General features: G+C 44.2%; 12 protein-coding genes. 9 read left to right on the top strand and 3 right to left on the bottom strand.

Annotation, left to right across the window (positions count from 1 at the left end; translation table 11 throughout):
- Positions 1–22: 22 nt before the first annotated feature.
- Positions 23–853 carry a YitT family protein gene (locus MHB69_RS01445; RefSeq protein WP_034283328.1) on the bottom strand — a complete coding sequence of 277 codons (831 nt, stop codon included), beginning with the start codon at positions 851–853 and terminating at the stop codon, positions 23–25.
- Between the two features lie 336 nt (positions 854–1,189).
- On the opposite strand from MHB69_RS01445, the gene mmuM reads away from it, so the two are divergent.
- From mmuM to MHB69_RS01430, 3 genes are all read left to right on the top strand, one after another.
- The gene (gene mmuM, locus MHB69_RS01440) at positions 1,190–2,128 is read left to right on the top strand and encodes a homocysteine S-methyltransferase (protein ID WP_070326735.1); all 939 of its coding nucleotides are present in this window, start codon (positions 1,190–1,192) and stop codon (positions 2,126–2,128) included.
- 46 nt (positions 2,129–2,174) lie between these two features.
- Positions 2,175–3,578, top strand: coding sequence for an S-methylmethionine permease (mmuP, locus tag MHB69_RS01435; RefSeq protein WP_070326636.1), 1,404 nt, complete (start codon positions 2,175–2,177; stop codon positions 3,576–3,578).
- Positions 3,579–3,690: 112 nt separating this feature from the next.
- Entirely contained in the window at positions 3,691–4,311 is a 621-nt protein-coding gene (locus tag MHB69_RS01430) for a hypothetical protein (RefSeq protein WP_070326635.1), read from the top strand.
- Between the two features lie 308 nt (positions 4,312–4,619).
- Here MHB69_RS01430 and MHB69_RS01425 read toward each other — a convergent pair whose 3' ends face one another.
- Positions 4,620–5,102 carry an Ig-like domain-containing protein gene (locus MHB69_RS01425; RefSeq protein ID WP_061110437.1) on the bottom strand — a complete coding sequence of 161 codons (483 nt, stop codon included), beginning with the start codon at positions 5,100–5,102 and terminating at the stop codon, positions 4,620–4,622.
- 108 nt (positions 5,103–5,210) lie between these two features.
- Entirely contained in the window at positions 5,211–7,877 is a 2,667-nt protein-coding gene (locus MHB69_RS01420) for a S8 family serine peptidase (RefSeq protein WP_342495926.1), read from the bottom strand.
- A gap of 242 nt (positions 7,878–8,119) precedes the next feature.
- Between MHB69_RS01420 and MHB69_RS01415 the strand changes: the two genes are divergently transcribed.
- Genes MHB69_RS01415 through MHB69_RS01390 form a run of 6 tightly spaced genes read left to right on the top strand, consistent with a single transcriptional unit; the run spans position 8,120 to position 15,607 of the window.
- Positions 8,120–8,578 (top strand): PTS sugar transporter subunit IIA, encoded by a 459-nt coding sequence (locus tag MHB69_RS01415; protein WP_046313691.1) that lies wholly within the window; start codon positions 8,120–8,122, stop codon positions 8,576–8,578.
- Positions 8,575–8,904 (top strand): fructose PTS transporter subunit IIB, encoded by a 330-nt coding sequence (locus MHB69_RS01410; protein WP_024424400.1) that lies wholly within the window; start codon positions 8,575–8,577, stop codon positions 8,902–8,904. The genes MHB69_RS01415 and MHB69_RS01410 overlap by 4 nt, the downstream gene beginning before the upstream one ends.
- A gap of 35 nt (positions 8,905–8,939) precedes the next feature.
- Entirely contained in the window at positions 8,940–10,058 is a 1,119-nt protein-coding gene (locus tag MHB69_RS01405; RefSeq protein ID WP_046313686.1) for a PTS fructose transporter subunit IIC, read from the top strand.
- Positions 10,059–10,086: 28 nt separating this feature from the next.
- Positions 10,087–12,750, top strand: a complete 2,664-nt coding sequence (gene mngB, locus MHB69_RS01400) for a mannosylglycerate hydrolase (protein ID WP_326134892.1) — start codon at positions 10,087–10,089, stop codon at positions 12,748–12,750.
- A gap of 56 nt (positions 12,751–12,806) precedes the next feature.
- Positions 12,807–13,691 carry an ROK family protein gene (locus MHB69_RS01395; RefSeq protein WP_098677757.1) on the top strand — a complete coding sequence of 295 codons (885 nt, stop codon included), beginning with the start codon at positions 12,807–12,809 and terminating at the stop codon, positions 13,689–13,691.
- The gene (locus tag MHB69_RS01390; RefSeq protein WP_326134891.1) at positions 13,688–15,607 is read left to right on the top strand and encodes a PRD domain-containing protein; all 1,920 of its coding nucleotides are present in this window, start codon (positions 13,688–13,690) and stop codon (positions 15,605–15,607) included. Before MHB69_RS01395 ends, MHB69_RS01390 begins: the two co-directional genes overlap by 4 nt.
- The last annotated feature ends 46 nt before the right edge of the window (positions 15,608–15,653 follow it).

Genomic DNA, 15,653 nt, shown 5'->3' with positions numbered 1-15,653 from the left:
CCTTTTTAGGGTCTTTTCATTTTTATATATTCACAAATCCTTCTCCGAACACATCGCGTACGTCATGGACAACAACGAATGCGTCTCGATCTATTTTCTTAATAATTTTCTTAAGGCGCATGAGCTCCTGCTTTTGAATGACCGCGTAAAGAATTTCCTTCGATTCCTTTGAATAATGACCGCGTCCGTTTAAAATCGTTACGCCTCGATCTAAGGTGTGATTGATTTCTTCCGCAATATCATCTTTGCATGAAGAAATAATCGTCACTGCCTTTTTCGTGTTAAGTCCTTCTATCACGAAGTCCATCACCTTTGTCGCCACGTACAGCATCACAATGGTAAACATTAATTTTTCCGCACCAATAATAAAATAGGAAGCAAATACAACGATCAGATCAAAGAACAAAATGGCATAGCTCACGTTCCAGTCTAAATACTTGTTGGCAATTCTTCCGAGAATGGCAGAACCCGCCGTTGTTCCACCTGCTCTGAGCACAAGACCAATCCCAATTCCGATGATAATTCCTGCAAAAATCGCTCCAATGATCAATTCATGAACATTCACGACCCATGTTGTGGTCAGGTGCAAAAATAGAGAGTTACTTGCGACGGCAACCACAGTATAAATCGTGGTCTTCTTGTCTAAATACTTATAGCCGACAAGCAGTAAGATGGCATTAAACACGAGGTTCGTCAGCCACGGTGCAATCTCAAACAAATAATAAAAAATAATGGACAGCCCCGTGACGCCGCCTTCACCAAATTCAAGCGGAATGACAAACATGTTCACTGCTGCGGCAAATAAAAAAGAACCAACTAGAATCATCGCTATATCTTTTACACATTTTTTCAATTTCTTCTTTCCTCCTTTTTTAAGCATATAAAAAACCCTCTTTCTGCACGAAAGAAGACAGTCGTTGGACAACATAAAAATCAAAAGACGGCGCCTTTTGATGAAGCTTTCTGAAATCAATCTTTCCATAATATATATCTCTTTTCAGAGGCTGTCAATGACTTGGTTTTCTATTATTTTGACTGCATTTTTATGCATCAAAACCCGCATGTTTTCAGGGTTTTTCCGCCCTATGATGCTTTTTCCTCTCCTTGACAAAAACACTTTAGTCATTTAAACTACTGCCTCATATCATATCCATCATTTCCGATCTAAAAAGGAGGCTGTTTGATTCCGATGAATCCTATTCAAAGCCGTTTACAGGCTCACGCACCTTTGATTTTAGACGGTGCATTAGCAACAGAGCTTGAACGAAAGGGCTGTAACTTAAACGATCGTTTATGGTCAGCCAAAATACTTATTGAACAGCCACAATTGATTCAGCAAGTACACTTGGACTACTTCCAAGCAGGTGCTGACTGCGCAACAACCGCCAGCTACCAAACAACGATTGAAGGCTTTGCTGAAAAAGGCTATACAAAAGAAGAAGCGATTGAACTCATGAAACGCTCTGTCACTCTTGCGAAAGAGGCACGCGATCTTTTTTGGCAGGATGAAGCGCGTCGTGAAGGACGGACAAAACCATTTGTCGCTGGATCTGTGGGGCCATTCGGCGCTTATTTATCTGATGGTTCAGAATATAAAGGAAATTATGGACTCTCAGAGCAGGCTCTTATTGATTTTCACAGACCAAGAATTCAGGCATTAGTAGAAGCGGGTGCAGATATTCTTGCATGCGAAACGATTCCTTGTCTGATTGAAGCAACTGCCATTGCAAAGCTGCTGCAGGATGAATTCAGCGGGGTATCTGCTTGGATCACATTCAGCGCAAAGGATGGCCTGCACATTAGTGAAGGTGATTCCATTCGAGAATGTGTACAAGCGCTTGAGCCTTATGAACAAATCGCTGCCGTCGGCGTGAACTGTACGCCGCCGCAATTTATTACTTCTCTTATTCAAGAAATGAAAAAGGGAACGAGCAAACCGATTGTGGTATATCCAAACTCAGGTGAAATATATGATCCTGAAGAAAAAGTATGGAACGGAGATACGTCTCATCTTACTTTTGGGGAATGTGCGCATCAATGGTACAAAGACGGCGCGAATATCATCGGCGGCTGCTGCCGGACGACCCCAGAAGATATCAATGACATCTTAAAACGAACCACATCGTAGCATCATGAATCATCACACATACTTCTAAGCAAAAGGGCGGGAAGACATGGAACAAGCAAAAGATCAGTCACAACAATATCAACGAAAAATGACGAGCCGGCACCTGTTCATGCTTTCTCTAGGCGGCGTCATTGGAACAGGGCTCTTTTTAAGCTCTGGGTATACCATCAATCAGGCCGGACCTGCGGGGACCATTCTTGCCTATCTTGTCGGGGCTTTAATTGTCTACCTCGTGATGCTTTGTTTAGGTGAGCTGTCTGTCGCAATGCCGGTCACAGGGGCTTTTCATACGTATGCAACAAAATACATTGGACCTGGTACAGGCTATACGGTTGCTTGGCTATACTGGCTGACATGGACAGTGGCACTCGGTTCGGAATTTACAGCCGCAGGACTATTAATGCAGCGCTGGTTTCCAGACACTTCAGTTTGGATGTGGAGTGGTGTTTTTGCTCTTCTCATCTTTTTACTGAATGCATTTACAGTCAAGTTTTTTGCAGAATCAGAGTTTTGGTTTTCCAGTATTAAAGTGATGGCTATTATTCTCTTTATTATTCTTGGCGGAGCTGCCATGTTTGGTTTGATCCCATTAAAGGGCGGTGAGGCCGCTCCGTTGTTTTCTAATTTCACTGGCGAAGGCGGACTTTTCCCAAACGGCTTTTTACCAATTTTAATGACGATGCTTGCGGTCAACTTTGCTTTTTCAGGTACGGAGTTGATTGGGATTGCTGCGGGTGAAAGCGTCAATCCTGACGAGACCATTCCAAGAGCAATTCGCACAACCGTCCTGCGTCTCGTCCTGTTTTTCGTTGGAACGATTGTTGTGTTGGCTGGCTTGATTCCAGTAGAAGAAGCCGGGGTGATCAAAAGCCCATTTGTCGTGGTATTTGATCGTATCGGGATTCCTTATGCCGCAGATTTCATGAATTTTGTCATCCTGACCGCGATCTTATCTGCCGCAAACTCAGGATTATACGCATCATCTCGTATGCTTTGGTCGCTTTCTGAGGAACGGACACTTCCTAAAAAACTGGCGAAGCTGACGTCAAAAGGCATTCCTTTGAATGCACTCATTTTAAGTATGATCGGTGGTATTCTTTCTTTGCTATCGAGCGTGATCGCACCAGAAACGGTATACCTTGTCCTAGTGTCAATCTCTGGACTGGCCGTTGTGGTTGTATGGATGGGGATTGCTGCCTCACAGTTTATGTTCCGGAAAAGATTTTTACAGGAAGGCGGACAGCTTCATGATTTATCCTTTCGAACACCGCTCTATCCAGTAGTTCCGATTGCAGCCTTCCTCCTATGTCTTGCATCTGTCATCGGCATTGCCTTTGATCCAAATCAGCGGATTGCCCTCATCTGCGGCATTCCTTTCATTGCGCTCTGCTATGCTGCCTATTACGTGACAGCTTGGATTCAGAAAAAACGAGAAAAACCTGGTGTATAAACATCAGGGTTTTTTCATCTGACAAAAAAGGATATCGCTAGTAAAAGAAGCACACTTTGGTATATGATAGGAATCTATGATTTCAGGATGAACCAAGGGAGTTGTCGTGAATATGGAAATGACCATTACAAGAGCATTAAGTGAACTGAAAATGTTAGATAAAAGAATCAACCGAACCGTTGATGAAGCCGTACTCGGTGGATTGATGATCGGGAAACATATACAGCACGGATTTCAGAATCAAGAAGAGATTGAAAAAAAGGCAAAGGCTGATGATCAATCGATTCGAGCTTTAATCAAACGCCGGAATGCCATCAAATCAGCCATCGTTGTATCAAATGCAACCACAATGATTGATGTGGCGGGTGTCCGTATGACGGTGGCAGAGGCGATTGAACGAAAGACGTCGATAGACTACGATATTCGTTATTTACGGAAAATGAAACAGGTGTACAAAGAGCTGGTCGACAAAGCTGAACAAACGAATGAAGATGTGAAAATGAGACTTGATCAGCATTTAGAGACCTTGTTTGGGAAAGATGGAAAGACACAAGCGGCCGCCAACCAAGAGATCGTGAAGTCTTTTCTAGCTGAAAATGAGGCGGTGATCATCGATCCGCTTCGCCTTCGAGTGAAAATTGAACAGCTTTCGAAAGAAATTGAAGATTTCCAAATGGAAGTTGATTTTTCCTTGTCTGAAAGCAATACACTAACGAAAATACAGATGGATTAATTGATTTTGTTAGTGAGCCGAAAATCGATAGGACTAAACACCTCCGAGGGAAAGGTCATTCCCTCCTCATCTGATGATCATCTTAGGATGATCCTTGATAAAAGCTCAAAGCTGAACGTTCAAGGATCAAAGTTCAAGTGTGAAAGTTCTTATCTATCAAAGCTCAAGGTTAAAAGTTAAATGCTCGATCGAATCTGGGAATAACGGCTGATGAGTGTTTGTTTATCGACTCATTCGGTTGCCGCCCAGCAGGTTTGCTAACAAAAAGAAAAGGATGTCACCTGATGACATCCTTTTTTTCTATGAGATTAATAACGTGAAGTATATGCCAAATGGTACACACTTGTGACATTTGAAGATAGTTTGATGTCGTTTGACGTGAACGTCACTGGAACGATATCGTAGTAATGTGTTGACCAGCCTGCATTATTGTATGATTGGTAGCCTGCACCTGCAGGAACTTGAAACGTCAGTGAAAACTGTCCATTCTCGTCTGTTGTGCCTGTCGCTGTTTGAGCATAAGATTTGATGGCTGCTTCAAAATAAAGCTTGATCGGCTGATTAGGCATGAGGTTTCCGCTTGCATCTTTGAGTGTCCCTTTAAACGTAGCTGGATAATAAGAACCCACGCGATATTTACTGCCATAGCCGTAATTCACTATTCCACTATCGGCTGCTGTGACACTTGTTACTTGAACGGATGCTGGTACTGCACCTGTTTCTTCAGCATGTGCAAAGCTTGGGAATACGAGAAGCAATGATAGAAAGAAAGCAAACATGATTTTTTTCATCGATAAATCCTCCTTTTTTTTCCTACTATATTACTATCGACATTAATTGGTATTTTTCCAGTTAAAAACAAAAAAACCTCCCTTTTTTTAGAAAGGGAAGTCCTTTTTTTATTTTTTCACAACCACTTTTACCGCTTTGCTTTCTCTTTTTCTCACATCTGATGCGGTCACATACAAAACTGTTTTGGCTTTTTGCGGCTTGATTTGGGCAGTAAATGCGCCCTTGCTATTGGTTTTGACTGTTTTGATGACTTTCTTTGATTTGTTTTTCACTTTAATGGTCAAGCCTGCACCCGCAGTCCCTTTGACCGCTTTACTTTTAATGGTTACTTTGCTCACTTTCGGCTTAGCTGGTGCTTTGCCTTTTTTCACGACGGTTTTGAGCGTCGTAGCGGCCTTTCCTTTTGACATTTTAATGTGAAGGACCTTGTTTTTGTTCTGATGCTTAATCTTCACACTAAAGGTTCCTTTTTTGCCTGCTGTGCCTTTTCCAAGCAGCGTTTTGCCTCTATACACAGAAATAGCAGCACCGGCTTTTGCTTTACCTGTCACCTTTTGATGCTGATCTTCCACTTTGTTCACTGATGCATTCAATTCGACAGCACTTAATGCAGCAAATGCATTCAGTCTGCCATGTCCTGTCATCCAATCAATTCCTGGGATTTTCGGATCGACAATTGGCTCCTCGTTTTCATCATAGAAAACGTCGTCTTTTCCATCAATCGATTTAAATGAGATGTCATCTGCTGTACTTTGCAAAAGATTTCTCACTTGATTTGGCTTTAAGGATGGATTTTTAGAAAGCAGTAACCCTGCTGCTGCTGCTACATATGGTGTCGCCATTGATGTCCCGCTCAGGTATGAGACATTCCCATCAGGCATGAGGCTCGGAATATCCGACCCTGGTGCTGACATGCTCAGTCCTTTGCCATAGCTTGAAAACTCAGCGGCAATATCCATACGGTTGCTTGCGCCAACCGCCATTGCGTATTTTGACGTCGCAGGGTAGCCCATTTCTGGTACGCCATCATTTCCACTTGCCACGACCACTAGTACATTTCTTTGTGCAGCATAATTCATTGCATATTCAATCACTCTGCTGTAATAGCCGCCAAGGCTCATGTTGATCACCTTTGCGCCTTTGTCCACTGCATGTTTGATCCCAAGTGCAATATGCTCTGTATCGCCAAAGCCATAGGCATCCAGCACCTTCACCGGAATGATGCCCGTATGTTGGTTAAGGCCTGCCATTGAGTAATGATTATCGGATTTTGCGGCAATGATGCCTGCCACATGCGTACCGTGTCCATTGTCATCAATCGCATCTTTGTTTCGTCCAATGAGATTCGCACCTAAGTCTGTACGAACAGTCCCGTTTAAATCTGTCAAACGGCTGTCTACACCTGTATCCACAACAGCAATTAATGTCTGCTTCATTTTGCTTGTGCCAATCAGTGTATTCATTTGTTCAAATTTGACGTCAGCGCCTTTTTTCCCGCTGTTTTGCGCACTGTTTTTCAACGGCCACTGATAACCATACTGCGCGTCGCTGCTTAGCGCACGATAGGTTTGAACAGGCTCTGCAAATTCAACATTCGGCATGCTGGAAAGCTTTCTTGCCGTGCTTTTGATGACCGCTTTGCCTGCTTTTAGTGTCTTTCCAGCTGATTCTTGCCCTGCTGGCACATCATAGACATACATTCCTTTGAATAAAGGACTAACTGACTGTGAGGTCACACGGTTTTCTTGGATGCCGTAGCTTTTCATTTTCTTTTTCGCAGATTGAAGTGTTTGGCCATCCTTTAATTTAAAAATGATCTTATTCGTTTTAACCTTCTCTTCTTTTACAAGCTTTTGTTTCTCTAATACATAACCAACTGACTTTCCTTCAAGCTGATCGATGCCCATTTTTTGACTGACGGCTTCTAATTCCTTTTTTAAATATGCCGGACTTGCTTCTTTGAGCATATCAAAAAGGGAGCCGATCGCCTGTTGTTCTTTTTTTGTTACGACATGACCGCTAAATGCACCATTTTTCTCTACGTCATTTAGCAGTGTTTTTAATGTGAGCAGATGGTTGTATACCTTTTGCTGCTCTTTTTGATGTTTGATGAGCTTTGATTTGAGAAACGGCTTTGTCTTTTGGAGCAGACGTGAAAGCTTTTGACCTTCTGCCGTTTCATTGAATCGTTTATCTTCAATTGTACGAATCGATTGAAGAATTTCACGCCCGTATTTTTTCTCAATAATGATGATTTCAGGCTCATCTTCTTCAGGAAAAACAGGTTCAGAAGGCGGAAGGTTAGCTCCTTTATATCCGATTGTATATGCCGCATCCTCTTCCTCATCACGGCTGTCTTCCTCCGACCCTAAGTAGAGCACTTTGACATAATAGGGACCTGACCATGCATGCGGGAAGTTGATCTCTGTCTCTCCGCTTGCTGTGTCCACGCGATATCTTGAATATGTGTCATCCTTCATCGCTCTGTCCTTACTTGGATAGACCGATACGGACAGCACTTGTTTACTTTTCACAGAAATTTGCATGTGGGTATGTTTTGCCACCTCTTGTGCAGATGGCGTGATTTGATACCACGACTCTTCCTTTTCATTCTGTAATGTACCTGAGATGACTTCACCATTTTTTAACCCAATGGCTTCATTGACACTTGTTCCATGAGTGGCAGCTGCTGCCTCGTATCCAGGTAATGCTGCCATACATAGAATGATGGCCATGAGTACGATCACACAGGATTTGACCTGCTTTTTGAACATGAAAAGACCCCCTTATCTTTTATGATACCTTGGAAGAATATCACAGAAATACATTTAGTAGAATCTGTTTTTTACATAATTAAACTCGTTTTAAGCTAGGATTTGAGATATTCAGTCAGCAAGACGGATAGCTTCATAAACTTTTTGCCATTTCAAACGGAAAATGATGCTATTTAACCATGCGGAAAAGTACATTACAATCAACTTGTAAGCGCTTAACAAACAAGAGAGAAGGGATCAGCTTGTTCCAAAAAGATCATGTTTTCACACAAGTAAACGGACGATCAAAGAATGAGATTTTACAATACATTTCCGAGAAAGCTGAAGACCTTCAGATTACAAACAATCAGGCGGGGCTATTAGCAGATTTGTTGACACGCGAAGACGAAGTCTCAACAGGACTTCAGCAAGGCTTCGCCATTCCACATACAAAAAGCTCCGCTGTACAAACGGCTTCACTTCTTTTTTTAGAACTTGAACAACCCATTGAATGGGGAAGCTTCGACGATTTGCCCACAAGCTATTTATTTACACTGCTCGTTCCACTAGAAGAAGCTAATGTCACACATCTGAAATTACTGTCAGGTATTGCGACCAGTCTAATGGAACCTGCTTTTATCGAGAAGATTCAACCAGGTCAAACAGCTGATTACTATTACGACGTCATTGAACAACAATTGAAAGAGGGGATTACACAATGAAAATTGTCGGTGTCACTTCATGTCCAGCAGGGTTAGCTCATACTCCAATGGCAGCCAAAGCGTTAGAAAATGCAGGTAAACAGCTCGGACACGAGATCAAAATCGAACAGCAGGGGATTATGGGACAGGTGAACGGCATTACAGCAGAGGAAGCGCAGCAGGCAGACCTCTGCATCATTGCCTCAAATCAGCATATCAACGATGCGGAACGCTTCTCAGGCATTCCCACTGTACGTGTCGAGATCGGACGTGCCTTAAAAAATGCCGAGCAAATTATCACCAAAGCTGTAGCACTTGTTGAAAAGAAAAAGTCTGAATCTCAATAAACATGAGCAATGCCATATAGAAAGGAGCAAAGAAAATGAAAGCAAAATTAAAAGTCATTGAAGGCCATCTTATGACCGGTATTTCTTATATTCTTCCTGTAATCATCGGCGCCTCACTTATCGTTGGTTTAGCAAAACTGGTCGGATTAGGGTTTGGCGTTTCAGATTTAAACCCCTATAAGGAAGCTGGCGGCATACTGCACGGCGCCTATTTAATGGAGCAGGTCGGCTGGACAGGTATTGGCTTAATGAACGTCCTGCTTGCTGGATTTATCGCCTATTCCATAGCGGATAAATCAGGCCTTGCAGCCGGTTTTATCGGCGGTGCCCTCGCCAGCTCAACCAATGCTGGATTTATTGGTGCCGTCATTGCAGGCTTCTTCGCAGGATATGTTGCTCTTTTTGTAAAAAGAAAAATTCAAATTCAAGGCTCTGCAGCCGGGCTCGTCCCTCTGCTCATCCTGCCGCTCATTACCGTTGGCTTAACCGGACTTCTTATGTCAGTTCTGCTGGGCGGACCATTAGGCGCTTTGAACACGGCATTAATTGAATGGATTAAAGGTATGGTCGCTGATGGAACAAGCACACTCGCGCTCGCTCTCATTTTAGGGGCGATGATTGGATTCGATCTTGGCGGACCGGTGAATAAATCAGCGTGGATGGCTGGTAACGCCCTCTTCCTATCAGGTGTCTACCTCCCTGCCATTCTCGTCAATATTGCGATTGTCATTCCACCGCTTGGATACGGGCTTGCGACATTGATTCGAAAACGCAACTTCTCCCCAACCTTTAGAGAAGCCGGACGAGGCGGCCTTGTCATGGGGATTATCGGTATTACGGAAGGGGCGATCCCTTTTACCCTCGTCAATCCTTTGAAATTGATTCCGCTCAATGTTGTCGCATGTGCTGCTGGAAGCGGGGTCGCTGCATTATTAGGAGTTCATGACATCATGCCGCCAATTGGCGGGCTATACGGCTTCTTCTCAGTCGGAAACTGGTGGGCTTATTTAATCGGAGCCCTTACTGGCGCACTCGTCATCGGTATTGGCGCCAACCTGCTTGTGAATTTCTCTGAGAAAAAAGAGCCAAAAACGCCGGAACATGATCAGAAGCAGAAAGAAGAAGACGATTTTGACCTTGTGCTAGAAGGATAATTTGAACGAAGAAAGGTGTCGTTGATCAATGACTGTCAATGTACATGTGATTCCACATACTCACTGGGACCGGGAATGGTATTTCACCACCTCCCGCTCCCGTATTTACTTAATGAAAAGCGTAATGGACATCTTAGATACCCTTGAAACAGATGAAAGGTTCCATTACTTCATGCTCGATGCCCAGGCTTCCTTATTAGATGATTATCTGAAATGGCGGCCAGAGGATGAGAATCGAATCAAAAAGCTTGTCACAGCGAAACGTCTCATCATCGGCCCATGGTATACCCAAACCGACCAGCTCGTCATTTCAGGTGAATCGATTGTGCGGAACCTGCAATATGGGATTGAACGCTGTCAGCAGTTCGGCCACGTGATGAAAGTCGGCTATGTCCCTGATTCCTTCGGTCAATCCGCACAAATGCCTCAAATTTATCGCGGCTTCGGCATTGTCGATACGGCATTTTGGCGCGGCGTTTCTGACCATATGACGAACCATACTGAATTCAATTGGCGCGGTGCTGACGGCAGTGAAGTCTTTGCTGTGAATCTGCCATTCGGCTACTACTACGGTGGAAATATCCCTGAGAAAGATGAGGACTTACAAGCCTTTTTATCTGAAAAGATTGGTGCGCTGCAAGCAAAGGCAACCACAAAGAATGTCTATTTCCCGAATGGCTTTGACCAAGCACCCATCCGTAAAAACCTGCCTGACTTATTAGAAAAAGCCAATGAACTTGACAAGCACCACTATCAAATCAGCAGCTTAGAAGATTATATTGCAGCAGTAAAAAAAGAGCGGACATCTTTCGAGACATTACACGGAGAGCTCATTCATGCGAAGCATATGCGGATTCATAAATCTATCTTTTCAACACGAGCGGATTTAAAAATCTTAAACAACCAAATTGAAAACTATCTCGTGAATGTGATGGAGCCCATCCTCACGATTAGCTATTCGCTTGGACACGACTATCCGCATGATACGGTTCGTGATATTTGGTACCTCATGTTTGAAAATGCAGCGCATGACAGCATTGGCGGCTGTAATAGTGACACGACAAACCAAGATGTCTTCTTCCGCTACAAGCAGGCAAAGGAAATCGCCGAGAATCTTGTGGACTTGCACATGCGTCTCATCACAATTCGACTGCAAACAGAGCAAGAAATCACATTCACGTTGTTCAATACACTGCCTTCAAAGCGTTCTGAAGTCATTGAAGTCGAAACCTTTATCACGGAACGTCCATTTACGCTAAAGGATGCAAATGGACGAACGCTTCAGTACACAGTGAAAAGCAAAACCGATGTCACAGATTATGTGCTGGCACAGCAAATTTCTCTTAACCCAAGTAAAGAAGTGTACATGCCAAAGCAAGTATGGAAAGCCATTCTGCTGATTGAAGCCATCAACTTACCGTCAGTTGGTTATACACAGGTCAGCATGGTCTTCGATGAATCAAGCGAATCGGCATGGGAACAAACTGAAGGACGAGTGATTGAAAATACGTATTACCGCATTGCGGCAAATGACAACGGATCACTGGACATCACAGATAAGCAAACTGGCCGGACATTCTCTGAGCAAATGATCTTTGAAGACAACGGAGATGATGGGGATTCCTACAACTATTCCCCCCCTCGTGAGGACCTGTATGTGTCATCCAAGGATCTTTCATCAGCAGACATCTCAGTGGCTAAAAGCGGCCTGCAGCAAGAGCTGACCATCAAGCTTCAGCTCACTGTCCCTTACGACCTAGAGGAGCGCTCTAAGCAATTGGCTGGGACTTCACTTCAGATCACAGCGAAGGTGGCATTAAACAAAGACGATGCTGTCATCCGTTTTCATGTAGATGTGGACAACCATGCGTTAGATCATCGCCTGCGCGTTCTTTTTGATACAGGCATCGCATCAAACGTATCACTGAGCGATCAACAGTTTGGTACAATCGAACGCCCAACAGAGCTAACACAAGAGCTTGAATGGTGGAACAATGAACATTGGGAAGAAAAACCGATCACCATTGAACCGATGCAATCCTTTGTCGCACTTCGTGATGAAGCATATGGTGCCGCTCTGTTGACCGACTGCGTGAGAGAATATCAGATCACAGGAGAAGGCTATACAACGATTGCATATACGCTCTTCCGCTGTTTCGGGAAAATGGGGAAAGAAAACCTTCTTTACCGTCCAGGACGCGCATCTGGGGAAAAAATTGTGGATACGCCTGACGCTCAGCTGCAAGGTGCACTGTCATTCACATTTGGTATGCACTATAGCAAGGATGCAGTCAGCGAGGGACACCTAGCGCAGCTTGCCAAACGGTATACCACACCTGTTCAATGCTACGAGCGGGCAGACTTTTTAAACGGTCGTTTAATTTTCTCTTTCCGAGATGAAAAAGAAGACTTACAATCTACTTATAGCCTGCTTGACATCGAGACAGATGGAGCCATTCTAAGCGCTCTGAAAAAAGAAGAGCACGGAACAGGCATTGTCATTCGTCTCTTCAATCCATATTTAACGCGTCAAACAGCCGCTTCAATCAATAGTTCATCTCTACAACACGGAGAAACAGCGAATTTAGGAGAAACACCTGAAGGACATATACTCAAAGCACAACATGGATCATTACACATTGAACCGCTTACACCTTGTCAGGTACAAACCTACATTGTAAAGAAAAAATGAACATGTAGGGGCGGGATCCAATGGATTCCGCCCCTCTTTAATGGAGGGCATTGATCATGCGAATTGGAGGCATTGAAGCAGGCGGAACGAAATTTGTCTGCGGCTACGGAACTACAGACGGAACGATTGAACACATGACTTCCTTTGCAACAGGGAATCCAGATGAAACATGCCGGCAAGTGATCGATTACTTTACAAAGCATCGTGTCGATGCCATTGGAATTGGGGCATTCGGGCCTGTCGATGTGAAAGAGCAAAGCCCAAGCTACGGGACGATTTTAGACACACCAAAAACAGCCTGGCGCCAATTCCCTTTCCTCTCTACCTTAAAACAAGCCCTCGGAACCCCGATGAAGCTTGATACCGATGTAAACTGTGCAGCACTCGGAGAAGCCCGTTTTTCAACTGAAGCAGAAAAGCCTGCCTCCTTGGTCTATATTACTGTTGGGACTGGAATAGGCGGCGGTGCCTATATTGAACATCGCCTGATTCACGGATTGCTGCATCCAGAAATGGGTCATATCACCGTTCAGCGGCATCCTCATGACACTTACGGAGGCTGCTGCCCTATACATCATGACTGTTTAGAGGGACTGGCATCTGGACCTGCCATAGAAGGACGCTATCATACACTGGCACCCATGCTGCCAGAGGATCATCCTGCTTGGTCACTTCATGCTTACTATCTCGGGCAAATGACCGCTAACCTGCTGCTCACCCTTTCACCAGAACGCATCATTCTAGGTGGAGGTGTGATGAAACAGCCGGCTATGCTGCCGCTTATTCTTGATGAAACAGACAAGCGGCTTCGCGGCTATTTGCAGCTGCCAAAGCCTTTACAAGAAATTATCACAAAACCATCCTTTGATGGATTATCTGGTTTAATGGGCGCCATCGCTCTTGGAACTGATGCCTTGCAGGCGCAAGGAGCCGCGCAATGATGATGACGGCAGATCCTCGAACCTATCAGCTGATTCAGCGGCTTTTTGAAACGAAGGGGTTCGTGAAGCTGGAGGAGCTCACTTCCTCTTTTCGCTTATCTGACCGCTCTATCCGCAATTTAATCAAGGAAGCAAATGAGTATTTAAAGGAAGCAGGAGCCATGATTAAAACGATCCGAGGAAAGGGATATACTCTTTTAACGAGTGATCAAGACGCTTTCTTACTTTGGCTTCATCAGCAAAAGCTTCCTGCCCGCTCTCTTGTCCCCGTCATGCCAGAAGAGCGTGTACGATTTATGATGAGAAAGCTGCTGCTTCAATCAGATTACTTAAAAATTGACCAGCTGGCTGAAGAACTGTTTATCAGCCGCATGACGGTCAGCAGTGATTTAAAAAAAGGACGAGAGATGTTAGCCCGTTACGGCATGACCCTTGTGTCAAAGCCTGGATTTGGCTTAAAGATTGAAGGAGATGAGCTGCAAAAAAGAACGTGCTATGCAGACTTACTTCTTGAAGAAGAGCCTGCTCTCTCTCATATCACCGAGCGGGAGCAGCTCCATTTTCCTGATATATCTCTTGAAACCATTCGATCTATTGTGTTGACGAACCTGCATCAAGAGTCATTGCTCATTAAAGACATTGCCTTAAAAAATTTAGTCATTCACTTAGCCATTGCGATTCAGCAAACACGAAAAAACCAGCGGATATCCGCCAGTAGCGTCCGCACACAAAGATCACCCGTTTTGATGAGAATTGCACAAAAAATCATACAGCAGGTGAGTGACACTTTTTATGTGACCTTACCAGAGGATGAAACAGATTACTTAGTCATGCATCTATTGGCGAACCAAACGTGGAAAGAAGCCGCCCAGCATCAGACGACAGCGGAAGTTCAACAGGCGGTTACAGTCTTTCTACAGCACATTGAAAAAACAAGCGGCCATCGTTTTGCTGATGACAGCATCCTGCAGCAAGACTTGATGCTTCATATGAAGCCGTTATTAAATCGCATCCAATATGGCGTATCATTACAAAATCCGCTTTTGCATGAGATCAAAACGTCCTATCCTTACCCGTTTGATTTGGCTGTCAGCGGGCTGAATGCCTTACAGCTGGTGCGGACGCCAAATGAAGATGAAGCGGCATATGTTGCCCTGCATATCGCTGCTTCAATTGAAAGAAGTCAGCTCGACACCTCGCAAAAAAAGAAAGCGATTATCGTATGCGGGTCTGGACTAGGGACGGCCAGACTGCTTGAAATTAAATTGAAGGCAGCCTTTCAGCACGAGCTTGACATCGTTGAGCTCTATTCCTATCAGGATTATCTCATGAGCACCTCTTTGCCGTGTGACGTCATCATCACAACCGTTCCACTCACATCAAAGGGGAAACCAGTCATTCAGGTCAGCGCCTTTTTTGAACATCATGATATACAACGTGTGAATGAAGTCATTCATTTATTAAATGGGCACGGGGCACCCTCAAAAGAGCTGATGGCGTTTTTTCAAAAGCGATTGACTTTCATGAATGCTGATCTAAGCAGCAAGGATGAGGTATTAGATATATTATGCAGCCGTTTAGAGGCGCATCAGCTAGTATCGTCTTCTTTTCGGCCCTCGGTGTTTGAGCGTGAGCAAATGTCGTCTACCTATCTTGGCAGCGGTATTGCAATGCCGCATCCGCTTATCACAAATGAAGGCACCTCCTCTGTAGCCATCGCACACTTAAAACAGCCAATTGACTGGCAGGGCGACCAAGTTTCACTTGTCTTTTTATTAGCGATTCATAAGGATGACGCTGCCTGTATGAACCAATTCTTTGAACAGGCCGTCGATTTACTAGACAATCCAGACCGCATTCACTCCCTCAAGCAAGCCAAAACATTTAATGAGCTGATGGATGCGCTATTTCAATAAGATCAAACAAAAGGCCGCCCAGTTCATGAGGCGGCCTTTGTGTTAT

The organism is Bacillus sp. FSL K6-0994 (assembly GCF_038630815.1).
GTDB classification, from domain to species: domain Bacteria; phylum Bacillota; class Bacilli; order Bacillales; family Bacillaceae; genus Bacillus; species Bacillus safensis.
The sequence above is the reverse complement of the archived record's forward strand: the minus strand, read 5'-3'. Positions and strand labels throughout refer to the sequence as shown.